This window comes from Streptosporangium roseum DSM 43021 (assembly GCF_000024865.1).
GTDB lineage: Bacteria > Actinomycetota > Actinomycetes > Streptosporangiales > Streptosporangiaceae > Streptosporangium > Streptosporangium roseum.
This window is the reverse complement of sequence record NC_013595.1, coordinates 4992064-5015004: the sequence shown is the minus strand read 5'-3', so window position 1 is coordinate 5015004 and position 22941 is coordinate 4992064. Positions and strand designations below refer to the sequence as shown.

Annotated in this window: 20 protein-coding genes and 1 pseudogene; 12 read left to right on the top strand and 9 right to left on the bottom strand. The window is 72.4% G+C overall.

The genetic code is table 11. From position 1 onward, the window contains the following. Positions 1-22 precede the first annotated feature (22 nt). Positions 23-1024: a helix-turn-helix domain-containing protein gene (locus SROS_RS21815; RefSeq protein WP_043652571.1), complete on the bottom strand. Its 1002-nt coding sequence runs from the start codon at positions 1022-1024 to the stop codon at positions 23-25. A 101-nt stretch (positions 1025-1125) separates the two neighbouring features. Between SROS_RS21815 and SROS_RS21810 the strand changes: the two genes are divergently transcribed. Together SROS_RS21810 and SROS_RS54720 are read left to right on the top strand one after the other, a co-directional pair. Further along, complete coding sequence (locus SROS_RS21810) at positions 1126-2157, top strand: saccharopine dehydrogenase family protein (protein WP_012891102.1); 1032 nt, start codon at positions 1126-1128, stop codon at positions 2155-2157. Between the two features lie 78 nt (positions 2158-2235). Further along, a pseudogene (locus SROS_RS54720) lies at positions 2236-2343 on the top strand (DUF4097 family beta strand repeat-containing protein); the annotation flags it as partial. 208 nt (positions 2344-2551) lie between these two features. On the opposite strand, the gene SROS_RS21805 reads toward SROS_RS54720, so the two are convergent. After that, a complete protein-coding gene (locus SROS_RS21805; RefSeq protein WP_012891101.1) occupies positions 2552-3196 on the bottom strand; it encodes a dihydrofolate reductase family protein in 645 nt (214 codons plus the stop codon). A 185-nt stretch (positions 3197-3381) separates the two neighbouring features. On the opposite strand from SROS_RS21805, the gene SROS_RS21800 reads away from it, so the two are divergent. The 3 genes from SROS_RS21800 (at position 3382) to SROS_RS21790 (ending at position 5965) form a co-directional block, all read left to right on the top strand. Further along, on the top strand, positions 3382-3750 hold the full coding sequence (locus SROS_RS21800; protein WP_012891100.1) for a YciI family protein: 369 nt from the start codon (positions 3382-3384) through the stop codon (positions 3748-3750). 310 nt (positions 3751-4060) lie between these two features. Continuing rightward, positions 4061-5284 carry a beta-ketoacyl-[acyl-carrier-protein] synthase family protein gene (locus SROS_RS21795; RefSeq protein ID WP_245564693.1) on the top strand — a complete coding sequence of 408 codons (1224 nt, stop codon included), beginning with the start codon at positions 4061-4063 and terminating at the stop codon, positions 5282-5284. Positions 5285-5500: 216 nt separating this feature from the next. Next, positions 5501-5965, top strand: a complete 465-nt coding sequence (locus SROS_RS21790; protein ID WP_012891098.1) for a MarR family winged helix-turn-helix transcriptional regulator — start codon at positions 5501-5503, stop codon at positions 5963-5965. 68 nt (positions 5966-6033) lie between these two features. Here the strand turns inward: SROS_RS21790 and SROS_RS21785 are convergent, their stop codons facing one another. Then, positions 6034-7584: a hypothetical protein gene (locus SROS_RS21785; RefSeq protein WP_012891097.1), complete on the bottom strand. Its 1551-nt coding sequence runs from the start codon at positions 7582-7584 to the stop codon at positions 6034-6036. 554 nt (positions 7585-8138) lie between these two features. On the opposite strand from SROS_RS21785, the gene SROS_RS21780 reads away from it, so the two are divergent. Both SROS_RS21780 and recD2 read left to right on the top strand, forming a co-directional pair. After that, on the top strand, positions 8139-8816 hold the full coding sequence (locus SROS_RS21780; RefSeq protein ID WP_012891096.1) for a hypothetical protein: 678 nt from the start codon (positions 8139-8141) through the stop codon (positions 8814-8816). Between the two features lie 347 nt (positions 8817-9163). Continuing rightward, positions 9164-11380, top strand: a complete 2217-nt coding sequence (gene recD2, locus SROS_RS21775) for an SF1B family DNA helicase RecD2 (RefSeq protein ID WP_012891095.1) — start codon at positions 9164-9166, stop codon at positions 11378-11380. Here the strand turns inward: recD2 and SROS_RS21770 are convergent. Further along, positions 11377-12105, bottom strand: a complete 729-nt coding sequence (locus SROS_RS21770) for an ArsR/SmtB family transcription factor (protein ID WP_012891094.1) — start codon at positions 12103-12105, stop codon at positions 11377-11379. The genes recD2 and SROS_RS21770 overlap by 4 nt on opposite strands. A 64-nt stretch (positions 12106-12169) precedes the next feature. Between SROS_RS21770 and SROS_RS52255 the strand changes: the two genes are divergently transcribed. Together SROS_RS52255 and SROS_RS21760 are read left to right on the top strand one after the other, a co-directional pair. Next, positions 12170-12514, top strand: coding sequence for a hypothetical protein (locus SROS_RS52255; protein ID WP_043652565.1), 345 nt, complete (start codon positions 12170-12172; stop codon positions 12512-12514). Continuing rightward, entirely contained in the window at positions 12511-13305 is a 795-nt protein-coding gene (locus tag SROS_RS21760) for an isocitrate lyase/PEP mutase family protein (RefSeq protein WP_012891093.1), read from the top strand. The genes SROS_RS52255 and SROS_RS21760 overlap by 4 nt, the downstream gene beginning before the upstream one ends. Positions 13306-13347: 42 nt before the next feature. On the opposite strand, the gene SROS_RS21755 is transcribed toward SROS_RS21760, so the two are convergent. Genes SROS_RS21755 through SROS_RS21745 form a run of 3 tightly spaced genes read right to left on the bottom strand, consistent with a single transcriptional unit; the run spans position 13348 to position 16385 of the window. Further along, on the bottom strand, positions 13348-13677 hold the full coding sequence (locus SROS_RS21755) for an STAS domain-containing protein (protein ID WP_012891092.1): 330 nt from the start codon (positions 13675-13677) through the stop codon (positions 13348-13350). Between the two features lie 6 nt (positions 13678-13683). Then, positions 13684-14739 carry a cobalamin B12-binding domain-containing protein gene (locus SROS_RS21750; RefSeq protein ID WP_012891091.1) on the bottom strand — a complete coding sequence of 352 codons (1056 nt, stop codon included), beginning with the start codon at positions 14737-14739 and terminating at the stop codon, positions 13684-13686. Further along, on the bottom strand, positions 14736-16385 hold the full coding sequence (locus tag SROS_RS21745) for a PP2C family protein-serine/threonine phosphatase (protein ID WP_012891090.1): 1650 nt from the start codon (positions 16383-16385) through the stop codon (positions 14736-14738). Before SROS_RS21745 ends, SROS_RS21750 begins: the two co-directional genes overlap by 4 nt. Before the next feature lie 422 nt (positions 16386-16807). Between SROS_RS21745 and SROS_RS21740 the strand changes: the two genes are divergently transcribed. After that, a complete protein-coding gene (locus SROS_RS21740) occupies positions 16808-17986 on the top strand; it encodes a L,D-transpeptidase (RefSeq protein ID WP_012891089.1) in 1179 nt (392 codons plus the stop codon). Positions 17987-18269: 283 nt separating this feature from the next. Here the strand turns inward: SROS_RS21740 and SROS_RS21735 are convergent, their stop codons facing one another. Beyond that, positions 18270-19232 (bottom strand): radical SAM protein, encoded by a 963-nt coding sequence (locus SROS_RS21735; protein ID WP_012891088.1) that lies wholly within the window; start codon positions 19230-19232, stop codon positions 18270-18272. Between the two features lie 274 nt (positions 19233-19506). On the opposite strand from SROS_RS21735, the gene SROS_RS21730 reads away from it, so the two are divergent. Together SROS_RS21730 and SROS_RS46115 are read left to right on the top strand one after the other, a co-directional pair. After that, complete coding sequence (locus SROS_RS21730; protein WP_012891087.1) at positions 19507-19833, top strand: DMT family transporter; 327 nt, start codon at positions 19507-19509, stop codon at positions 19831-19833. Then, on the top strand, positions 19830-20456 hold the full coding sequence (locus SROS_RS46115) for a TetR/AcrR family transcriptional regulator (protein WP_012891086.1): 627 nt from the start codon (positions 19830-19832) through the stop codon (positions 20454-20456). The genes SROS_RS21730 and SROS_RS46115 overlap by 4 nt, the downstream gene beginning before the upstream one ends. A gap of 270 nt (positions 20457-20726) precedes the next feature. On the opposite strand, the gene SROS_RS46110 is transcribed toward SROS_RS46115, so the two are convergent. Then, a complete protein-coding gene (locus SROS_RS46110; RefSeq protein ID WP_012891085.1) occupies positions 20727-22922 on the bottom strand; it encodes an alpha-L-fucosidase in 2196 nt (731 codons plus the stop codon). Positions 22923-22941 lie beyond the last annotated feature (19 nt).

The following is a 22941-nucleotide window of genomic DNA, read 5'->3' as shown; positions in this document are numbered from 1 at the left end:
GAACGCGCCCGGCGGCTGTCGCTCACGCTTGAACCGTAACGGCCTGCCGTCTGCTGATCGCCGCCCTGTCCGTGCCGCCCTCGGCGTGCGAGTCGCGGAAAGTGCGGCGGTAGGTGTCGGGCGGCACGCCGACCGTGCGGTTGAAATGCCGGCGCAGCGTCGTGCCGGTGCCCATTCCGGTGGCTGCCGCGATCGCCTCGACACTGTCGTCGGTGGTCTCCAGCAGTTCCTGGGCGCGGCGGATCCGCTGGGTCAGCAGCCATTGCAGCGGAGTGGTGCCGGTCACCGACCTGAAACGGCGGCCCAGGTTGCGCGAGCTCATGGCGGCCTGGCGGGCCAGGTCCTCCACGGTCAGCGGATGGTCCAGCCGTTCGATCACCCACGGGAACAGCTCCGCGAGCGGGTGGTTCTCCTGCGCGGGCACCGGCGAGGTGACGAACTGGGCCTGGCCGCCGGCCCGGTGGGGCGGCACGACCAGGCGGCGCGCGACCGCGTTCGCGACCGCCGAACCGTGGTCGAGGCGGACGAGGTGCAGGCACAGGTCCATCGCGGCGGCCTTGCCGGCCGAGGTGAGCACGCTGCCGTTGTCCACGTAGAGCACGTCCGGATCGACCTCCACCCGGGGATAGCGCGTGGCCAGCGCCCCGGTGTGCGCCCAGTGCGTGGTCGCGCGCCGACCGTCCAGCAGGCCGGCGGCGGCCAGCACGAACGCGCCCGTGCAGAGGGCGGCCACGCGCGCACCCGCCCGGTGGGCCGCGCGTACCGCGTCGATGAGGTCGCCGGGCGGGTCCACGTCGACATCGGCCCACGCCGGGACGATCACGGTGTCGGCGCTCGGCAGCCGGTCGAGCCCGTAGTCGGGCTCCAGCCGGAACCTGCCGGCCTGTACGGCGCCTGGCCCGCAGCCGGTGAGGCGGTACCAGGGGCCGGCCATGCCGGCCGGCGCGGTGCCGAACACCTCGTAGGCCACCGACAGTTCGAAATGCAGCATCCCGTCGGTGACGGCGACCGCGACAGTCCTCATGTCCGAAATTGTACGAGACATGGCGTTCCAGACACTCGTGGGAGACGGCCGCCGCCGCCATGATCTCTGTAGTGGATCAACCGAGCGCAATGGGGGAAACGATGGGATCGGGTCAGACGGTCGCGGTGTTCGGCGCCTACGGGCACACCGGGCGCTTCGTGGTGGCGGAGCTGCAGGAGCGCGGGTTCGTCCCGGTCCTGTCCGGCCGCGGCGCCGGGAAGCTGGAAGCACTGGCGGCGTCCTTTCCCGGGCTCGACGTCCGGCCCGCGTCCGTCGACGATCCGGCGTCGCTCGACCGCGCGCTGGCCGGCACGGCAGCGGTGATCAACAGCGCGGGGCCCTTCGCCGCGACGGCCGCCCCGGTGATCGAGGCGGCGCTGCGCGCCGGCATCCCGTACGTGGACGTGGCGGCCGAGATCGAGGCCAACGCCGACACCTTCGCGCACTTCGCGGAGCGCGCCCGCGCCGCCGGGACCGTGATCGTCCCCGCGATGGCCTTCTTCGGCGGTCTCGGCGACCTGCTGGCCACCGCCGCGATGGGCGACTGGACGGCCGCCGACGAGGCGCACGTCGCGTACGCGCTGAGCAGCTGGCACCCCACCACGGGGACGCGCGCCTCGGGCACGGTCTCCCGGGAACGGCGGGACGGCCGGCGGGTCCGCTTCACCAACGGGAAGCTGGAGTACCACCAGGACGCTCTGCCGTCCCTGAAGTGGACGTTTCCCGAGCCGATGGGCGTCCGGCCGGTCATCGGGGAGTTCAGCATGGCCGACGTCGTCACGATCCCCAGCCACCTGGCGATCCCCAAGGTGCGCTCGTACATGACGGTCGAGGCGGTCGAGGATCTGTCGGCCCCGGACACGCCGGCGCCGGCGGCGGCCGACGAGCGCGGACGCTCCGACCAGGCGTTCCTCGTCGATGTCGTCGTGCGTTCCGGCGGCGCGGAACGGCGTGCCACGGCGAGCGGCCAGGACATCTACGCCATCAGCGCGCCGCTCGCGGTGGAGGCGGTCCGCCGCATCCTCACCGGCCGGACCAGGACGACCGGGGTCGCCTCCGCCGGGGAGATCTTCGACGCGGCCGACTTCCTCCGCGCGCTGTCCGCGCACCTGTCGTTCGACCTGCGTCAGTAACCGCCGCCGGGGATCGCCGTCGGGCACGCCCTCGAGCCGGGCGACCGGCGGGAACCGTCCGGTGAATCAGCGAAGCCGGGTGCGGCCTCCATCGGCGCCGCCGCCGGAGTCTCGGCCTCCCTGGACGCCGGCACCTCCTACGGCCGGATCCACAACGCGCTCAAGAACACCGACGGCGCCGACGCCACCGATGACCCGCGCCGCCCGGCCCGTCCCGTTCTGTCCCCTTGTGAAGGAGGTCGACTTCACCGACGTCGGCCTGGCCGCCCGGCCCCCGGGGTTCACCCTGCACGGGCAGGACGGCCCAGCGGGGCTGATGACCTGCCCGGGCTGGGGTCGACGGGCGGGTACGCGCTCATCGCGGCAGGTGCGTGCGATCGTGCAGGGTCAGTGGTCATCGTCTCCAGAACAACAGGTGAGTGACTCCGCTGGGGCTCGGTACCGTCTCGAGGTGGAAGCGGTCGAGCAGGTCGGTGTGGCTCTTCCACAGTCGTTCGCCTCGACCGAGGTCGACGGGCGCGACGGCGATGTGCACCGTGTCGACCAAGTCGGCCTCGAGGAACTCGCGGACGGTGGCGACTCCGCCGCCCAGGCGCACGTCCCGGCCGTCGGCGGCCTGCTTCGCGCGTTCCAGCGCTTCGGCCGGTCTCGCGTCGAGGAAATGGAAGGTGGTGTCGGCCAGGGTGAAGGACGGGCGTTCGTGGTGGGTGAGCACGAAGACCGGTGTGCGGAACGGCGGGGTGTCTCCCCACCATCCCTGCCACTCGTGGTTCTCCCAAGGGCCACGCTGAGGGCCGAACTTGTTACGCCCCATGATCTCCGCTCCGATGTTGCGGGTGTGGTCGCGGGTCAGGTGGTCGTCCAGGCCGCGAGTGCCACCGGGGTCGGTGCGGGCCACCCAGCTGGCGGTGGCACCCGCCCAGGACCAGAGGGGGGTGGGGTCCGCGTGCCCGAAGGGCCGGTCCAAGCTCTGCCCCTCCCCGGCGCCGAACCCGTCCCGCGACACGTTGAAGCACTGCACCTTCAACAGCTGCGACATGCTTCCTCCTTCAGGAGCTGACAACCGACTTCTGAAAGGACGCCCAGGCCAGGCACCCTTCGGGGAGACAGTCGGAGCAGTGGGGGGATTCTTGCGGTCCGGTGCCGCAAGAATGCGGCACCGGCTCCGACTCCTTGCTGAACGGCGCCTTGGGGGCGCCGCCCGGCCGTCGAAGGAGACGACGCATGAAGTTCATGTTGATCATGCATGGCAACCCGCAGATCTGGGACGCGCTGACCGAGGAGGAGCGCAACGAGGTGATGAGCGGCCACGGCCCGTTCATGGAGACCGTCAAGAGGTCCGGCGAGATGATCGGCACCGTCGCGCTGGCCGATCCGTCGCAGAGCGCCGTGGTCAGGGTCCGAGGCGGCGTCCCGGCGGTGACGGACGGCCCCTATCTGGAGGCCAAGGAGTACCTCGGCGGCTACTACCTGGTGGAGTGCGACAGCCGGGAGCGTGCCCTGGAGCTGGCCGCGCTCATTCCGGACGCCGGCGTCGAGGGCCTCGGCATCGAGGTACGGCCGGTGCTCTTCGCGGGCACGGCCGACGACTGAGCATCCGGTGAGGTTCCCGCCGGGTCTCTACCTGCACCCGGCGGACCTGCCGGGGGCAGGGGCCGGCCATGAGGGGTGCCTGGCCGCCACGGCCGACCAGGCCCGCGCCGGCCGTGGCGGCCCGGCCGCGGCAGGGGCCGCGCGGTACCCGGGACGGCCCGGCCGCGATCACTACGCCGCCGACAAATCTTCATCGGCGTTTTCGTCGGCCAGGCCACCTGCGGGAGCGGGCCCGCCCTGGCAGCGTGGCACCCGAACACCCCGGCGGCATCGCGCATGGAGCGGCGTCCGGGAAACGAAGGGGGCGTTGATGGGAGACGGGATGAGGGCGGGTGCCCGGGTCACCGGGCTCGGTGCCACCACACCACTGGGCGGGGACGTGGCCTCCACCTGGGCCGGCATGCTGGAAGGGCGATCCGGCATCGCCCTGATAGAGCAGGACTGGGCCGAAGGCCTGCCCGTGCGGATCGCCGGGCGGATGCGGGTGGAGCCGGCCGAGGTGCTGGGCCGGGTGAAGGCCCGGCGGCTGGACCGCTGCCAGCAGGCCGCCCTCGTCGCCGCGCGGGAGGCGTGGGCGGACGCCGGGGCCCCCGATGTCGAGCCCGAACGCCTGGCGGTGGTCATCGGCACGGGGGTCGGCGGGGTGCTGACCACCCTCGCCCAGGACGACCTCCTTGAGACGGCCGGGGCGCGGAAGGTCTCGCCGTACACGGTCCCCATGCTGATGCCCAACGCGCCCGCGGCCGTGGTCAGCATCGAGTTCGGCGCCCGGGGCGGCGCCCACACGCCGGTGAGCGCCTGCGCCTCCGGATCCGAGGCGATCGCGATGGGGCTGGACCTCATCCGCCTCGGCCGCGCCGACGTGGTGATCGCCGGCGGCGCCGAGGCGTGCGTGCACCCTCTCACCCTCGCCGGATTCGCCCAGGCCAGGGCCCTGTCCACGCGCAACGACGCCCCGCAGGAGGCCTCCCGGCCGTTCGACGCCGGGCGCGACGGCTTCGTCCTGGGCGAGGGGGCCGCCCTGGTGGTCCTGGAACGCGAGGGGTTCGCCGCGGCTCGCGGAGCCCGATCGCACGCCACGCTGGCCGGGGCGGCCACCACCTCCGACGCCTACCACATCACCGGCGCCGACGCGGGCGGGCAGGCGCGCGCGATACGGCTGGCCCTGGCCTCGGCGGGGCTGGAGGCCCTCGACGTCGGGCACGTGAACGCCCACGCCACCTCGACCCCGACCGGCGACCTGACCGAGACCCGTTCGATCACCGAGGCGCTGGGGACGCATCCCGCGGTCACCGCCACCAAGTCGATGACCGGGCACCTGTGCGGAGCCGCCGGGGCGGTGGGCGCGATCGCCGCGATCCTCGCCATCCGCGACGGGGTGATCCCCGCCACCCGCAACCTGGAGGAGCTGGATCCCCAGGTCAAGCTCGACATCGTCACCGGGCGGCCGCGCCGTGGCCGGTGGGCGGCGGCGATGACCAACTCCTTCGGCTTCGGCGGCCACAACGCCTGCCTGGCCTTCACCGCCTCCTGAGCCGGTCCGCGGCGCGGACCGATCTCGGTGATCCTGTGCGGGTGCTGCCGCCGGCGTGCCGCGCGATGGGCGGGGCGCGCCGTCGGCCCCCGGCGCGCCGCCCGCCGGGACACGCACGCGAAATATACTTGCACGCGCGCTTTATTGCGAAACATTGGTAGGCTGGGCCGCGAAGACCGTCCGCCTGGCCGGGGGAGGACACGAAAGGAGGCGGCCGTGGCAATCGGAGACGACGCGGTGCAGATCCGCACACAGGGCTGGCGGACGCTGGCCGCGCTGCACGGGCTGATCGACGCCGCGATGGAGAGGTCGCTGCAGGCCGGTCACGAGCTGTCGGTGGTCGAATACACGGTCTTGGACGCGCTGTCGCGCCAGGACGGCTGGCACATGCGCATGCAGCAGCTGGCCCGTGCCGCGGCGCTGTCCGGCAGCGCCACCACCCGGCTGGTCAACCGGCTCGAAGACCGCGGGCTGCTGACCCGCATCCTGTGCCAGGACGACCGGCGCGGCATCTACACCGAGCTCACCGAGCAGGGATGGGCGCTGCTGACGCAGGCCCGGCCGACCCACGACGAGGTCCTGGCCAGGACGCTGGGCGAGGCGGAGCAGACCCCGGAGCTCGCGCCGCTGGTCGAGGCACTGAACAACCTGCCCACCGGCTCCAGCCCGCTGACCGTCTGAGCGCGACAGGGCGGGAAACGGCCCGCTTTCCCGCCCCGGCTGAGCCGCGGGCAACCGCGGGGCCCCTCTCAGGAGACCGGGATCAGATCGGGGCCGACGATGTGCCCCTGGTGGTCGTCGGGGGCGTTCTGGTCGTGCCGGAAGTGCCCGGCGTACCAGACGACGACGTTGGTGGCGCCGATGGCCTCCCCGTCGACGAACCGGTTCAGCATCGCCCGGTTGTCGGTGCCGGGGTTGCCGTCGTACAGCTCGGCCGGGTGGTGCCGCAGGAACCACAGGTCGCTGACCCCGTAGGGATCGGCGGTGTTGTCGTGCTCGCCGGGATGGATCTGGTAGCCCCGGCCGCTGGAGCCGTCGGTGACCTGCCAGAAGCGGGCGGGGTGGCGGCGCCTGCGGGCGACCTCCCGCACGATGGGCAGCGGCTGGGGGATGGTCGAGCCGGTGTCGTCGAACTGCTCGACCACGTCGTTGGCCGCGCCTTCGACGTCGAAGTCGAAGCGCCAGTAGACGTGGTGGCGGTGGCGCATGCAGGTGCGCGGGTTACGCACCCCCGCGAAGCCGAAACGCGGCCTGATCGTGCCGTCGTCGGCCAGGCGCCACTCCGACACGTACCGGTACCAGCCGGCGGCCAGCTCGCTGACGATGCGCAGCTCGCCGTCGGCGTAGTGGAAGGCCACCCCTTGGAAGTCGCCGACGTCGCCGCCGGGCCGCTCCAGGATGGTCCTGGGCGGCCGGGTGCAGACGCGCCAGCCCCAGCCCACCGGGTCGGCGCCGGTGGCCGAGAAGCGGGTCTCCTGGTTCTGCCAGTCGCGGAAGGTGACCCCGTCCTCCTCGTACTGGACGTTGAGGATCGGCACGTGCGCCTGGCGCAGCACGAGCCTGCCCCGGTGGCGCACCTGCCGCAGCTCCACCCCCGAGCCGTCGCCGGGATCGTGCGGCACCGAGGCGCGGGGCCGCACCACGATCAGGTTCCACAGCTCGGTGTCGCCGTCGACCACGCGCAGCCGCACCTGGTCCGGGCCGCCCCGGTCGCGCAGGCTCTCCACGCCCTCGGGCAGGTGCGACTCGCAGTCGCCCGGATGCATCGTGACCGAGACCCCGGCCGGTGACCAGTCCACCTCGCCCGCGGCGACGTCGACGGCGACGATCCGGTGCCGGAGCGCCCCGGCGGGGTCGTAGACGCCCAGGGTGGGACGGCGGGTGGTGGTGCCGTCGGGGTTCTCCCGATCGGCCAGCGGCGGCATCTGCTGGTAGATCAGCACCTGGTCGCCGGCGGGGAAACGCCCGTCGGCCCGCAGGATCGCCGCGGCCGCCCTGAGCTCCTGCGGCCGCGGATTGGGGCGGTAGGCGCTGGGCAGCACCCGCGCCTGCTCGGGCCGGTCCAGGGTGCCGCGCAGCTCGACCCCCCGGTTGGCGACCGGGTCGAACACGCTGGCCCGGAACTGCGCCCGCTCGTCCGGATCGTGCCCGAGCGCCGGGGCGGCCCCCACGATCAGCCCCCGGGCGTCGGCGCGTTCCAGGTGCGCGAGCACGGCCGGATGCCCGTCCGCCACCTGCCGCACCTGTTCGGCCGACAGCCCCGCCCGCCCGGCTGCCTCGATGATCACTCGTACGGTCATGCTGGTCTCCCCCTCGCGGCTGCGACTGCGATGCCTGAGGCCGCCCCCCGAGTGCTCTGCGGCGCATCCCTGTCCTACCGCCCCGTCACGACGCTGGGAAGGCCCGCGAAGTTCGGATTCGCCGGAATCCATGGAGGAACAGTCGATGCCGGCGCCGCGCAGCGGCGAGACCTTCCGGCCGGCGGCATGACGTGTGCGAGTCGCGCACCGTTGCAGGGGACGGGCCGCCTGCTCGGAGGCGGGGGCCGCCCGGCCGGAGATCATCTGCCGGCAATCTCCGGCGACACACCGCGGCAGAACCCAACCTCGCAGACACTTACCGCTTAACCTGCAGAAATAGGATCACGCGGAGATCAATCGATATACCGCTCCGCCGGCCTTCCACCGTCAAGTGGCTGCACGCGATGAGCGCACCGCTTGTCATGGTCGGTCTGCCACGCACCGCCCGGCACGACGGTTCCGGCGCGGAATGCCCCCCTGTGGCGATTCACCCGGCAGATTTCACAGGTCAATCGGCTCGGGCCTCCGGCGAGGTCCGCGAGGAGGGCAGTCTGGTGCGTAAGCGCTATCCCATCGTGACGGGCACGGGCGTGCTGTGCCTGGCACTGGCAACCGCCTGCGCAGGCGGCGGCTCGATCAACCTGGCGAAGGCTCCCACCGGGAGCCCGGGCACCGCGCCCGGCGGGGCCGACGCCGTACCCGAAGGCTTCGAACAGGTCGGCAGCCCCGCCAACGGGCTGTCGGTGGCCGTCCCCGACCCCTGGATCGCACTCGACCTGACCAAGAACGACCTCGAACAGGGCCTCAAACGCAGCGGCCTGTCGGGCAAGGCGCTGCAACAGGCCAAGCAGGACCTGCAACCGCTGGTGACCAACAAGGCGGTCTGGGCCTTCGACCCCAAATCACGCCAGAGCTCGCCGAACAAGTTCACCACCAACCTCAACGGCTACTGCCAGCCCAGCGGGAACATCTCCGCCGACCAGCTGATCGGCGCGGCCACCAAGGACCTGGAGCAGGTCAAGGCCAAGGTCACCGAGGCGACCAAGGTCACCGTCGGCGGCGTCGAGGCGGCCAAGCTGGTCTACACCTTCCCCGCCGGCGGCATGGAGATCAAGGGCACCCAGTTCTACCTGCCCGGCTCCGACCGGACCTGCACCGTCACGCTCAGCACCGACCAGGACGGCAAGCAGCGGCTGTTCGACCGGATCGGCCAGACGATCCGCCTGCTGTGAGGCTGCCCGCGGGATCGGCGGGCAGGTGAGACGGGGCGCGGCGGGCAGGCACGCAGCCCCCCGGGGCGGCGCCCGCCTGCTCCAGCGCCCGCGAGCGTCCGGCGGGTCCGGCGGGCCGGAGGCCGTCCAGGCAGGCACCGGCCGCTTCCCCGGCGACGGAGAAGGGAGGCGGGGGAGGGGAGAGGATCGCGCCGAGACGTCCCCGCTCCGACCGGCAGGCCACCCGTTTCGCGAAGTGTCAGTAGGTGCGCGTATCGTCCGCGAGGCGGCCGAATCCCCGCCAACTGATCAGCGGCCCTCCGCCACTGCTCTACCCTGGCCCGGGAAGGTTAGGAGAGAGGTTTTCCGTGAAGCCTGGATCGGGTGGTCCCTCTGCCGCGTCCATCGACGCCGTCCTCGAACGCATCACCTACGCCAACGAGGAGACCGGCTACACCATCGCCAGGGTGGCCACCGAACGCTCGGGCAGCGATCTGCTGACCGTCGTCGGGCCGCTGCTGGGCGCCCAGCCCGGCGAGTCGCTGCGGCTGACCGGGCGCTGGACCTCCCATCCCAAGTACGGCAAGCAGTTCGAGGTATGGTCCTACGCCACCGTGCTGCCCGCCACCGTCCAGGGCATCCAGCGCTACCTCGGCTCCGGGCTGATCAAGGGCATCGGGCCGAAGATGGCCGAGCGGATCGTCGACCACTTCGGCGCCGACACCCTGCAGATCATCGAGACCGCCCCCGAGCGGCTGGTCGAGGTCCCCGGCCTCGGCCCCAAGCGGACCAAGATGATCGGCATCGCCTGGGAGGAACAGAAGATCATCAAAGAGGTGATGATCTTCCTTCAGGGAGTCGGCGTCTCGACCTCCATCGCGGTGCGGATCTTCAAGCAGTACGGCGACGCCTCCATCACGGTCGTCAAGAGCGAGCCCTACCGGCTGGCCGACGACGTGTGGGGCATCGGCTTCAAAACCGCCGACACCATCGCCCAAGCCGTCGGCATCCCGCACGACAGCCCCGAACGGGTCAAGGCGGGCCTGCGCTACACCCTGTCGCAGGCGGCCGACGACGGCCACTGCTACCTGCCGGCCCCCAACCTCGTCGCCGACGCGGTGAAGATCCTGGAGGTCCCGGCCGAGCTGACCGTCCGCTGCCTGGAAGAACTGGTCGCCGAGGAGGGCGTGGTCCGCGAGGAGGTCCCCGCCGGCGACAGCCTCGTCCCCGCGGTCTACCTGGTCCCCTTCCACCGCGCCGAGCTGTCGCTGGCCGGCTCCCTGCGCGCCCTGCTGACCTCCGGCCACGACCGGCTGGGCGTCTTCGGATCGGTGGACTGGCAGGTGGCGCTGGAATGGCTGCACAAGCAGACCGACGCCGAGCTCGCCCCCGAGCAGGCCCACGCCGTACGGCTGGCGTTGTGCGAGAAGGTCGCGGTGCTGACCGGCGGGCCCGGCTGCGGCAAGAGCTTCACCGTGCGCTCCATCGTCACCCTCGCGCGCGCCAAGAAGGCGAAGGTCATCTTGGCCGCGCCCACCGGCCGGGCGGCCAAGAGGCTCGCGGAGCTGACCGGCCACGAGGCCACCACCGTGCACCGGCTGCTGCAACTGCGCCCCGGCGGGGACGCCACCTTCGACCGCGACAACCCCCTGGACGCCGACCTGGTCGTGGTCGACGAGGCCTCGATGCTGGACCTGCTGCTGGCCAACAAACTGGTCAAGGCCATCGCGCCGGGCACGCACCTGTTGTTCGTGGGGGATGTGGACCAGCTGCCCTCGGTCGGCGCCGGCGAGGTGCTGCGGGACCTGCTGGCCGCCGAGGAGGAGATCCCCCGGGTACGGCTGACCCACATCTTCCGCCAGGCACAGGAGTCGGGCGTGGTCGTCAACGCCCACCGCGTCAACACCGGCCTGCCCCCGGCACTGGAGGGCATGGGCGACTTCTTCCTGTTCCCGTGCGAGGAGCCGGAGGAGATCGCGGCGCTGACCGTCGATGTGGTGGCCAACCGGATCCCGCGCAAGTTCGGCCTCAACCCGCGCCGGGACGTGCAGGTGCTGGCGCCGATGCACCGGGGCGCCGCGGGGGCGGGCAACCTCAACAACGCGCTGCAGGAGGCGCTGACCCCCTCGCGCGAGGGCATGCCCGAACGCCGCTACGGCGGCCGTGTCTACCGGGTCGGCGACAAGGTGACCCAGCTGCGCAACAACTACGACAAGGGCGCGGCGGGGGTGTTCAACGGGACCGTGGGCGTGGTGGTCGACATCAAACCCGACGACCACAAGCTGACCGTGCTGACCGATGAGGACGAGAACGTCGAATACGCCTTCGACGAGCTGGACGAGCTGGCACACGCCTACGCGGTGTCCATCCACCGCTCCCAGGGCAGCGAGTATCCGGCGGTGGTCATCCCGCTGGCCACCAGCGCGTGGATGATGCTGCAGCGCAACCTGCTCTACACCGCGATCACCCGGGCCAAGAAGCTCGTCGTCATCGTCGGCTCACGCCGGGCGCTGGCCCAGGCGGTGCGCACCCGCGGCGCCGGACGGCGTCACACCAGCCTCACCCACCGGCTGCGCTCGCCTTAGAGGTCGCCGGCGAGCTCGCCGGTGGGGTCCTGCAGGCCCAGCAGCTCGCCCAGGGCCCGCCGGCCGGTCCCGGTGAGGCGCAGCGCGCGGCCGGAGCCGATCCGGCTGACCCACCGGCGTTCCAGCGCGGTCGCGCAGAGCACGGCCCCCGCGGCGCCGGCCAGGTGATGGCGGCGCTCGGTCCAGTCCAGGCAGGGCCGGACCAGGGGGCGCCTGCCGGTGGGGGAGGGCAGGCTCACCCGCAGCTCCGCCTCGAACCACGCCAGCCCGTCGTCGCTGAGGGCGAAGCCGGCGTCCTGGCGCAGCAGCCCCCGCGTGGTGAGCGCGTCGGTGATCGCCACGCCGAGCCGCCCGGCCAGGTGGTCGTAACAGGTACGCGCGGCGGCCATCGCCCTGGCCGCGCTCGCCGCGCGCAGCGTCGGCGGCCGGGCGGCGGCCCCGGCGCGCTCGGCATGGGCCGTCATGTCCTCGATGAGCTGGGCCACCTGCGGCCCGGCGAGCCGCAGATACCGGTGGCGTCCCTGGCGCTCCTCGGCCAGCAGCCCGCCCTGCACCAGGTGCGACAGGTGCTCACTGGCCGTGGAGGCCGCCACCCCGGCGTGCCTGGCCAGCTCCCCGGCGGTCCAGGCGCGCCCGTCCAGCAGGGCCAGGCAGAACTGCGCGCGGGTGGCGTCGGCGAGTAGCCCGGCCAGCGTGGCCAGCGGGATCGGCGTCGTAGCTGTCATCGTTCCATCATGGCCCGCGCACACTTCGGCGCCCGCCGAAGCGTCGCCTGCCTAACGTGGCGCCATGACCTCACACCCGCTGGTCCTCGGCCGCCACGCCGAGGTGCGCGCTGCCCTGGCCGACCCCGCTCCCACCGTCGTGGCGGCCCCCCGCCCGCCCTTCGCCCCGACGGTTGCCCGGCTGCGCGGCGCGGCGCGGCCGGGGCCCACCGGCACCACCGCCGAGGTGACGGTGGTGCTCGACCTGGCCGCCGCCAACCGCGACCCGCTGGTCTTCGACGCCCCCGACCGTTTCCGGCCCGGCCCTGCCCAGGGCCATCCGACCTTCGGGGCGGGGCCGCGTCCCTGCCCGGGCCGGGAGGTCGCGCCGGCCCGGGCGGCCGGTGTGGTCGGGGCGGTGCGGCGGTGACGTTCGAGCGCTTCAGGGCGTTGCACCACGGTCCGGAGCCGTTGCTGCTGCCCAACGCCTGGGATCACGCCTCGGCGGCGGCACTGGCGGCGGCCGGGTTCGCCGCGGTGGCGACCACGAGCCTGGGGGTGGCGGCCGCCGCGGGCCTGCCCGACGCCGAGCAGGCGACCTGGGCCCAGACCGTGACGCTGGCGCGCGGGATCGCGACGCTGGGCGTGCCCGTCACCGTGGACATCGAAGGGGGCTTCGGCGGCCCGCCCGCCCGGGTGGCCGAACGGGCCGCGGAACTGGCGGCCGCGGGGGTGGCGGGCGTCAACATCGAAGACGGGCGGGGTCAGGGGCTGGCGGAGGTGGCCGAGCAGGTGGCGCTGATCGGCGCGATCAAGCAGCGGGTGCCGCGACTGTTCGTCAACGCCCGCACCGACCCGTTCTGGCTGCGGGCCCCCGACGCCCTGGCCACGGCCGTGCACCGCGTCAGGGCCTACGCCGACGCGGGGGCCGACGGGGTGTTCGTGCCGGGAGCCTACGGGGAGCCGGAGGTGCAGGCCCTGGCCGCCGCGGCCCCGGTGCCGCTGAACGTGCTCATCCAGCCGCAGGTGCCGGTGGCGAGGCTGGCGGCCCTGGGCGTGGCCCGGATCAGCTACGGCTCCCTGCTGTTCCGCGCCGCACTGCGGGCGGCCGTCACCACCGCGCTCCAGGTGGCCGCCGGCGCCCCGGTCCCCGGCGACCTGCCCTCCTACGAGCAGGTCCAGCGGCTGCGGCACCGGCCCGGACTCCCGGATCCGGCCTGAGCCCCGCCCCGGGAGTCCCGCACGACCGCCGGGGGCGGGCTTCTAGGCGGGCGGCAGCTCGAAGACCTGGTCCAGGGCGGTCACCTTGAACAGGTGCCGCAGGTAGGGGGTCAGGGCGATGATCCGCATGGCGGAATTGCGCGCGCGGGCGGTGTTGTAGACGTTGATCAGGGCCGCCACACCGGAGGAGTCGACGAAGTCCAGGCCGGACAGATCCAGCTCCAGCAGGCGCAGGTCGGCCGAGAACAGCTCCTGCGCCAGCGTGAAGAGCTCGGCGGCCGTGTCGTAGTCCAGGTCACCGGTGAGCACCAGGCGGACGGTGCCCTCAGCGGTGCTCTGCACCTCGGTACGGAGCGGGGTCTTCTCGAGCATCTGTCGTCAGGTCTCCAAATCGGCGCCGCGGTCGTGAGCCGCCTCGATCCCCCGGACCAGCGTGCGGCGGGCACGGGGGAAGTCTCGCAGCTCATCATGGAAAATACGCAATCCCGCCTCTAACGCCCTAGCCGGCACCCCGCGCGCCTGCAGCACGCCGCGGGTCCAGGTGACGAAGCCGGTGAAGACCTCGACGTCGTCGACGTAGAGGGCGGCGGCCAGGAAGTCGAGGATGTGACCGAGATCCTCGGCGGTGGTGTCGAGCTGGTGGGCGGTGTAGGTGGCCATCGGCGGGTAGGCCCCGGCCAGGGTGGACATCGCGGAGCCGAGCAGCTCGCCGCGGCGGCGCCTCAGATGGGTGTACTCCTCATCGGCCAGGTGGGCCAGCACCTGCGGCGCGACGGGGAAGGACGGCAGCCCGCCCGCCAGGTGGTCGGCGGCGGCGTCGGCCGTGGGAGCCCACGCGTCGGCGCCCAGCAGCCGGGCGAAGCGGCCGTCGGCGCCGAACCCGGAACCGCCGGCCAGGACCGGCACGCCGACTGCCTGGCAGGCGGTGAGCGTGGCGTGTGCCCGGGGCAGGCGGGTGGCAAGCGCGCAGCCCAGCGCGACCGCGTCGGGCCCGGTCTGGTGCAGGTGGGTGATCAGATGCGGGCCGGGCACGTTGGCACCCAGGAAGTCGACCCGCCAGCCACGCAGGCGCAGCACCTCGGCCAGCAGCCGGGTGGGCAGCGCGTGATACTCGCCGTCGGTGCAGGCGACGGTGACGCGGCCCAGGGTTGGCTCGGGCCGGACGCGGGCGGCGATCGCGGCGACGGCGCGCTCGCTGACGGCCGTGGCCCCGTGCTCGCGGGCGACCGACCAGCGGTTGGCCGCCCACAGCTCGCCGACGCGCCGCTGGGCGGGCGCGATGAGCTCCAGCAGCAGGCGCTCGGCGGGCACGCCCTCGGCCAGCAGGCCGACCACCAGATCGACGGCGCCGAACTCGTCGGCCTGGCCGATGCGCTGCAGGTAGTCCTCCCCGGCGGCGCGCAGGTCGCCGCTGAGCAGACGAGTGCCGCTCATCGCGCGGGCCTGGCCTGTACGGCGAGCAGCGCCCGGTCGTCCTGGACGTCGCCGGCCAGCCATTCGGTGCTGATCTGCTCCAGCCGCTCCACCGCCGCCGAGACCGGCATGCCCGCGCAGGTGGACAGGGCGTTCTTGAGCCGCTGCCCGCCGTACATCTCCCGGCCGGTGGGACCGCCGACGGCCTCGGTGATGCCGTCGCTGTAGAGCAGGCACATCTCGCCGGGGGCCAGGTCGACGGTGACCGGGGTCAAGACGGTCTCCTGCAGCGCGCCGAGCAGGGAGCCGCCGGCGCCTGCCTCCTGCACGGTGCCGTCCCGGCGCAGGATGAGCGGCGGGGGATGCCCGGCCACGGCCAAATCCAGCAGCACGTGGCCCCGCTGCCCGGCCCGCAGCGCGCCCAGCACGAGGGTGACGTAGGGGTTGGGCGAGGGGGAGGCCAGCAGGGAGCGGTTGAGCAGCGACATCAGCCGCTCGGGGCGCCTTTCCAGCAGCAGCAGCGTGCGCAGGGACTGGCGGACCTGCCCGGCCAGGACGGCGGCGCGCGCCCCCTTGCCGCAGACGTCGCCCAGGACCACCAGCGGCTCGCCCGGGGCGCCGGGGGCGGGCAGGTAGAGGTCGTAGAAGTCACCGCCGATCAGCCCGGCCTGCTGGGCCGAGCGCAACGAGCCGGCCAGCTCCATCCCGGCCAGGGCGGGCAGGGCGGGCGGCAGCAGGTCCCTGATCAAGATCGCGTTGGTGGCGCTCTGCTCCTGGTACAGGGCGGCGGCCGAGATCGCCGCGCCCGCGCGGGCGGCGAAGACCCGCACCAGGATCTCGGCCTCCTCGTCGAAGGCCGGTCCGCCCTCGCGGCGGGCCAGCACCAGCGCCCCGGCCGGGACGCCGTTGCCGGGCAGCGGGGTGACGAGCAGGTGACCGGCCTGGCCGAACCCCTCGGGCAAAAGCCACTGGGGGGCCTGGCCGGGATCCAGCCACCGGCTGGGCACCGGCGGGAAACCCGCCAGCGCCTCGGCCAGGCCCGGCACCTGCGCGGTGGAGGCCGCGGGGACCGCGCCCTCCTGCAGACTGTGCTGCCCGGCGACCGAGCGCAGCCAGCCCGCCTGGCGGCGCCCGGCGGGCGGCAGCACGACCATGGCGGCATCGGCCAGGAAGGAGACGGCGAGCTCGACCGCGGTACGCGCGCAGCGGCGCGTGTTGAGCGAGGCCGACAGCCGCCGCCCGGCCTCCACCAGGAACTCGGTACGCCGGCGCTCGGCCAGCAGCGCGTCGGTCCTGGCCGACTCGGCGGTGACGTCGCGCAGGTACCAGGCGTGGTGGGCGACGCCGAAGGCCTCCCGGCGCACCCGCAGCCGCAGGTCGCCGCGGCCGACCTCCCTGCTGTCGCCCTCGGGGTGGTCGTGGCCGAACAGCGCCGCCGCACCGCCCGAGGCCGCGGGCCGGCCGGGCACGATCTCCGGCGCCATCCGCGCCGCCGCGGCGTTGACCATGACGACGACACCGTCGGTGTCGCAGAGCACCACGCCCTCGCCGCTGGCCTCCACGATGGCGCGCAGCAGTTCCTCCCCCGGTCCACCGGGGGCGTCGTGCGCCGCGTGGGTGCTCTGTCGTCTGCGATCGGTGTCGCCGGCGGGCCGTGTCGCGGTCATCACCCGGGCCTTCCGTTTCGATTCGGTCACGTCGGCTGCGAGCCGATCACGCCAGCCTAGCTTTCCCGCCGGGGGACGCGGCCGTCCCGTCACAGCCGGGGCAGGGCGCCCCCGGCGCTCACGCACCCCGCCTGTGCCCCGCGGCCGCGCTTTGATGCGCCCGGCGGACGGCAACCGCCCACCCGCGCCGCCGCGGGGGCATCGGCGCAGGTGGGAGCCGCGTGACCGCGCCAGCCACCCCGACCTGGCCACCATGCTCGGCCTTGACTCCCGGTTGGCATGTTATTGACTCTATGAAGTGACCTAAATGTGACCTAACTCTCCTGAACCGGGTGTACTCATCACGCATCTCCTATTAGGGTCTTTAAACGCAGTTTGCTGTAGTGGGGGAGAAAGTAGTGCTAAATGTGGAGCGCCGAGGCATGAGGACGCCGCTGGCCGGACTGGCGGTGGCGGCAGCGGCCATGCTGGTCGCCTCCTGCTCCGGCGGGTCGTCCTCGACGGCCCCCGCCGCCGACGGTGGCGGCGGCAACACCGATGTGAAGTCCACCCCGGCCACACCGGTCATAAAGATCAGCCCGGCCGAGGGCAGCGCGACCGTGCGCCCGGACAAGCGGGTCGTCGTCACCGCCGCCAACGGCTCACTCGAACAGGTCACCGTGGAGAGCGGCGGCACGCCGCTGCCGGGCACCTTTGACGCCAAACGCACCAAATGGGTGTCCAAGGCCCCGTTGAAGCCCTCCAGCAAGTACACCGTCTCGGCGCGCGCGGTGGGCGGCACCACCGCCAGCAGCTCCTTCAAGACGCTCAAGCCCAAGGTCGAGCTGGCGGTGGCCGACGTGACCCCGGCACTGAAGGGGGAGAAGGTCGGCGTGGGGGCGCCGATCATCGTCACCTTCAACCAGCCCGTCACCCAGAAGGCCGACGTGGAACAGGCCCTGGAGGTGGAGTCGGAGAAGCCCTCCCAGGGTGCCTGGCGGTGGATCAACGACACCACGGTGATCTACCGGACCGCCAAGTTCTGGCAGCCCCACCAGAAGGTGACCTTCACCGCCCGCCTCAACGGCGTCCAGGGCGGCAAGGACATGTACGGGGTCGAGGACTTCACCAAGAGCATCCGGATCGGCGCCGCCCAGATCGCCACCATCGACACCCGCAAACACAAGATGATCGTCAAGCGGGACGGCAAGGTCGTGCAGACCATGCTCATCAGCGCCGGCAACGCCAGCACCCGCGAATACACCACCACCAGCGGCGTCCACCTGGCGATGGGCAAGGCCAACCCCGAGCGGATGATCTCACCCGGCCGCAAGAAGGGCGACCCGGGCTACTACGACCTCATGATCAACCACGCGGTGCGCTTCTCCAACAGCGGCGAATACGTCCACGCGCTCAACAACGTCTGGGCCCAGGGCCGCCAGAACGTCAGCCACGGCTGCATCAACTCCCGCCCCGACCAGGCCAGGTGGTACTACAACCAGGTCCAGCGCGGCGACGTGATCACCATCACCGGCACCAACCGGGAGATGGAGTGGAACAACGGCTGGGGATTCTGGCAGATGCCGTTCAAGCAGTGGAAGAAGGGCAGCGCCCTGGCCTGACGGTGAACCGGGGGAGCACCTGCCGGCCACCGCCGGCCCGAGGGGCCACGCCCCGCCGGGCGGAACCCCCTTTTTCAGGCCCCGCCCGGCACACGCGCCGAACATGCCACTCAACCCGGCACCCGTACGGGGCGGGCCCCCACCGGCCCGCCCCACCGCACACGCAACCCGGCCCGACGCTCCGGCCCCTCGCCCGCGCACCGTCCCCGTCGCGGCTCGCGGCGAGACAGACCACACGGACCGCCGGCCCGCCACCCGGAACCCTCAAAACCCCTCAGCCCTCTCAGATGAGGGTGAGCTGCCTGTGAGAGGGCAGAGCCAGCGGCAACGGCTGCTCGGGCCGGGTCGGGCTCATCCCGTAGCGGGCGGCCAGCTGCAAAACCTGACCGGTGATACCGCGCACGTAGACGGGATCGGCCTCGGGGCCCCCGCCGTACAGCTCCCCGTAGCGGGCGGCCAGCGCGGGGTGATGATCACCCAGCCAGGACAGATACCACTCCCGCGCCCCCGGCGGCAGGCGCAGCACATGCGGGGTGAGACTGACGGCGCCGGCGTCGGCGACACGGCGCACGGTGGCGGCGAGCTGATCGGGAGAGTCGGTCAGCAACGGCAGGATGGGCGCCATCGCCACCCCGCACGGCACCCCGCGCTCGTTGAGCTCGGCCACCAGCTCCAGCCGTTTTTGCGCACTCGGCGCGCCGGGCTCCACGGTACGGCGGATCCGGTCGTCGACGAAGGCGATCGAGACCACCGCGCCGGCGCCGGGGGAGGCGGCCAGCAGATCGGCATCACGCAGGATCAGGGTGCTCTTGGTGTGCACGGTGAACGGCGCCCCGGCCTCGCGCAGGGCCGCCACCACCCCGGGCATCAGCCGGTAGATGTCCTCGGCACCCTGGTAGCAGTCACCGGCCATGCCCACGGTGATCGGCTCGCCGTCCCATCTGGCCGCCAGGTCGGCGCGCAGGCGCCGCGCGATGTTGGTGCGCACCACGATCTGGGAGTCGAAGCCGGCGCCGGTGTCCAGCCCCAGGTAACGGTGAGCACGCCGGACCGCGCAGTAGCGGCAGGCCTGGGCACACCCCCGGTAGGGGCTGATCGCCCAGCCGTCCGCGGTGCGCTCCAGCGCACCGCGGGCCTGCACCTCATAGCAGGTCAGCGCGCCGTGAACCCGGATCACCGAGGTGCGCTCGATCCGCGGCCGGGGCTCGGGCGGTCCGGCGAGCAGCGCAGGCGCGTCCCATCGCATGCCGATCAGTGGAACACGTTTTCGACACCGCTCGCAAGTGGAACCGCCCCACCGGCGCCCGGCGAACCGTTCACCGCCCCGTCGGCGCCCCGCATCATGCCGGCGATGACACCTCAGCACCCGCCAGTACCCGCGCCGCCTTCACCCCGCTGCCCGACGACATGCTCTCCACCGCACCGCACCGCACCGCACCGCAACGTCCCGGCACCCGCGGCCGCCGGAACGCCCCACCGCTAAACTGGTACGGTCGTACCGGTTTCTCGGGGAGCGTGTCATGGCGTGGCTGATGCTGGCAGGGGCGATCATCGCCGAGGTCGTGGCGACCACCGCGCTCAAACTCAGTGACGGCTTCGCGCACAAGGGCTGGGCCCTGGTCGTGGCGGCCGGCTACGCCACCGCGTTCATCCTGCTGGCCCAGGCCCTGAAGATGCAGATGGAGGTGGGCACCGCCTACGCCGTGTGGGCCGGCGCCGGCACCGCCGCGATCGCCGCGATCGGCGTGCTGTTCCTCGGCGAGAGCCTGACCCTGGCCAAGGTCGCCGGCATCGCGCTCATCATCGGCGGGGTGCTCGTGCTCAACCTGACGGGCGGCGCCCATTGACCGCGGAAGGCCACGAGCGCCCCGCCGCGGCCCCCCTCACCGCCGGCGGCCCGCCGCCGCCGGGGCGTCCCCCAGCCCAGGAGCGCGGCAGGCGCCGCCGCCTGGCGCTGGCGACGGCGGCGGCCGAGCTACTGCACGAGGGCGGATTCGCCTCCGTCACCCACCGCGCCGTCGCCCGGCGCGCCCACCTGCCACTGGCCGCCACGACCTACTACTTCACCTCCCGCGAGGAACTGGTCACCGAGGCCTTCGCACTGCTGGTGGCCGGAGAACTGGCGGCCCTGCGCGCCGCCACCGCCGGCCCCGACCCCTTCGGCGCACTGCTGCGCACCGCACAGGCCGACCGGCCACGCCAGCTCGGCCTGTGGGAGCTGTATGTACAGGCCGGCCGTGACCCCGCGCTGCAGCGGGTGGCGCGCGCCTGGACCGACGGCTACGGCGAGATCATCGCCGGCGCGCTGAGATCGACCGGCCACGACCCGGCCCCGGACGGCGTCCGCCTGGTCGCGGCGTTGCTCAACGGCCTGTGGCTGGAACAGCTGGTGGAGGAGCGCCCGCACTCGCACGAGGAGACCCGCGCCCTGCTCGGCCGTACCCTGGCGATGCTGGAGAGGGCCGGCTGAGGCCTCGCGGACGCCGGAGCGGCCCGCAAGAAGGCCTGCCGGCCACCGGCGCCGTCCGCACCGCCACCCTGGATTCTGTTCCGTGGATCACCGAACGTTGATCGCGGCCCGCGCGCATCGGCCTCGAAACGCGCCGGCCGCTCCGTCAGCCGGGCGTTGCGACAGGGCACGAAGACCTCCGCCGAGGTGAAGACTCGGACACCTTCGCCGCACCGGAGGTCTTCGCCATGGATCAAGCCATGCCGTCAACAACGCTCCTGGTCAATACGCCTAGCCTCTGACCTGGACCTCGGCCAGGGACAGCGGGTTGGACGGCGAGGCGAGCTGGATCCTGACGTACCTGCCCCTGGTGCCCTCGGGCAGCTTGACCTTGCTCGGCGAGCCGGCCTGCTCGCCGACGTGCACGGCGGTCACACCGGGCGCGGTGCGGGCCTGGTCCAGATCGTCGGTGGTGAACGGCTGGTCGGAGGCCATCACCCAGAAGTCCTTCAGCCGATCGGCGCAGCAGTCGAGCCGGTTCCAGACGTCCACGCTGTCCAGCCTGGCCGAGGCGCCGAGATCGACCTGCCACCAGGCCTGCTTCTCCGGCTCGGCGGTGTGCGTCGTCGATCCGGCGCTCCAGTCGCCGCCGGTGTTGCCGTCGACGGCCCGGGAGGCCGGCGCGTCGTAGCCGGTGCTCTTCTGCGTGGCCGGCTTGCCGAGCGAGAGGTTGGGGCGGTTGACCGTCAGGGGCAGGGCGGTGGTCGTCCCCATGCGCCCGGTGCGCTGGTACAGGCCCAGCGTGTAGGGGGCCGGCGCCACACCCTCGGGGGCGCTCACGCTGATCGGCACCTTCACGCTTTCACCGGGACCGAGCGGGCGCACGCGAGGCGCCCCGAGCGTGGCCGTCCAGCCCTGGGGCACGGTGAGGGAGAGCTTGGTGGCCGGGGTGTGCCTCTTGCCGGGGTTGGTGACCGTGAGCTCGCCGCTGATCGTCCGACCGGGGGCGATCTCCTTTGCCAGGCTGGAGGAGGTGCGCAGCAGGCTGCGCACGCCCGGCGTCTCGATCTTGAAGACGTAGGCGTGCTTCCCCGCCTCCTGCGGGGTGTTCACCACGACGCGGCCCTGCTCGTCACGGCTCCACGACAGGCGCGCGCCGGAGCCGAGCATGGTGATGCGGGTGCTGTGGTCCACCGGCAGGTCGGCGCCGAGCGTAAGCTGCTCGCCCGGCCACTTCAGCGCCGTGGCGTACAGGGTGGCGTCCTTCGCCGTGTAGCGGACGTCGTCGGGGCCGCCCTTCTCCTCGGCCCGATTCCAGTACGTGGTGCCGTAGATCGCCTCGCCGTTGGCCTTGAGCCAGGCACCGATGTCCAGCAGTCGCTGCCGCTGGATCTCGGGGATCGTGCCGTCGGCCTTCGGGCCGATGTCGAGCAGCAGGTTGCCGTTCTTGCTGACGATGTCCACGAGCGAGTCCACGAGCTGGTCGGAGGTCAGGTGGTCCTCCTCCGGCTCGTTCTGGTTGTAGCCGTAGGAGTGCGCGATGCCGCGGCTGGACTCCCATTTGACCGGGTCGATGTCCGGCTTGACGGTGTACTCAGGGGTCTGGAAGTCCAGTTCGGGGCTGTCGAGGTTGCCGCTCTGGATCTTGCACCGGTTGGCGACCGCGACCTCCTTGCCGCTGTTGAGCGCCTTGTTGTAGTAGTCGGCGATCACCCCGGCGGTGTTCCAGTAGGAGGCCGGCTTCTCCCACTGGCCGTCGCACCAGATGATGTCGGGGTCGTAGCCGTCGATGAGCTCGCGCATCTGCGGGAGCATGTAGTCCTTGACGTAGTCACCGCCGCCCGGTGCTCCGGTGTACGGAATTTCCGCTCCCGTGTAGGGATTGGTCGCCGGCCGTCCGGTGTAGGCGGGGTTGTACCACTCATAGAGCGAGTAGTAGAACCCGGCCTTCAGTTTGGCCTCGTCCTTGCGGGCCGCGTCGAACAGCTCCTTGGCCAGGTCACGGCCGGGTCCGAGGTCGACGCTGTCACGCCCGCTGCTCTTGCTGTCCCACAGGGCCATGCCCTCGTGGTGCTTGGAGGTCAGCACGAAATACTTGGCGCCGGCGTCCTTGAACAGTTTGACCCAGTCGGCCGGGTCGAACTTCTCCGCCTTCCACTGCTGCAGGAAGGCATCGTAGTTGAAGTCCTGGCCGTAGGTGGCCTTGTGGTGGGCGTTCGTCGCACTCCCGCCCGCGTTCATGTAGTTCCCGTACCACTCGGCGTAGCTGCCGCGCGGTCCCCACGCGGGCACCGAGTAGGCGCCCCAGTGGATGAAGATGCCGAACTTGTCGTCGTTGAACCACTGAGGCACCGGATGGCTGTTCAGCGACTCCACCGTGGGCTCGTACACAGGGGGCGTGTCGGCACTCGCGACAGGCTGCGTGGCGAAGATAGATCCGATGACAAGGAGGCCGACAGCGGGAACTAAGAGCAGTTTTCGCCTCATGGGGGGGCTCCAGACGTTG

Coding starts and splice junctions, on each gene's coding strand:
- SROS_RS21815 (WP_043652571.1), bottom strand. CDS start 1,024: ATGAGGACTGTCGCGGTCGCCGTCACCGACGGGATGCTGCATTTCGAA.
- SROS_RS21810 (WP_012891102.1), top strand. CDS start 1,126: ATGGGATCGGGTCAGACGGTCGCGGTGTTCGGCGCCTACGGGCACACC.
- SROS_RS21805 (WP_012891101.1), bottom strand. CDS start 3,196: ATGTCGCAGCTGTTGAAGGTGCAGTGCTTCAACGTGTCGCGGGACGGG.
- SROS_RS21800 (WP_012891100.1), top strand. CDS start 3,382: ATGAAGTTCATGTTGATCATGCATGGCAACCCGCAGATCTGGGACGCG.
- SROS_RS21795 (WP_245564693.1), top strand. CDS start 4,061: ATGGGAGACGGGATGAGGGCGGGTGCCCGGGTCACCGGGCTCGGTGCC.
- SROS_RS21785 (WP_012891097.1), bottom strand. CDS start 7,584: ATGACCGTACGAGTGATCATCGAGGCAGCCGGGCGGGCGGGGCTGTCG.
- SROS_RS21770 (WP_012891094.1), bottom strand. CDS start 12,105: ATGACAGCTACGACGCCGATCCCGCTGGCCACGCTGGCCGGGCTACTC.
- SROS_RS52255 (WP_043652565.1), top strand. CDS start 12,170: ATGACCTCACACCCGCTGGTCCTCGGCCGCCACGCCGAGGTGCGCGCT.
- SROS_RS21755 (WP_012891092.1), bottom strand. CDS start 13,677: ATGCTCGAGAAGACCCCGCTCCGTACCGAGGTGCAGAGCACCGCTGAG.
- SROS_RS21750 (WP_012891091.1), bottom strand. CDS start 14,739: ATGAGCGGCACTCGTCTGCTCAGCGGCGACCTGCGCGCCGCCGGGGAG.
- SROS_RS21745 (WP_012891090.1), bottom strand. CDS start 16,385: ATGACCGCGACACGGCCCGCCGGCGACACCGATCGCAGACGACAGAGC.
- SROS_RS21740 (WP_012891089.1), top strand. CDS start 16,808: ATGAGGACGCCGCTGGCCGGACTGGCGGTGGCGGCAGCGGCCATGCTG.
- SROS_RS21735 (WP_012891088.1), bottom strand. CDS start 19,232: ATGCGATGGGACGCGCCTGCGCTGCTCGCCGGACCGCCCGAGCCCCGG.
- SROS_RS21730 (WP_012891087.1), top strand. CDS start 19,507: ATGGCGTGGCTGATGCTGGCAGGGGCGATCATCGCCGAGGTCGTGGCG.
- SROS_RS46110 (WP_012891085.1), bottom strand. CDS start 22,922: ATGAGGCGAAAACTGCTCTTAGTTCCCGCTGTCGGCCTCCTTGTCATC.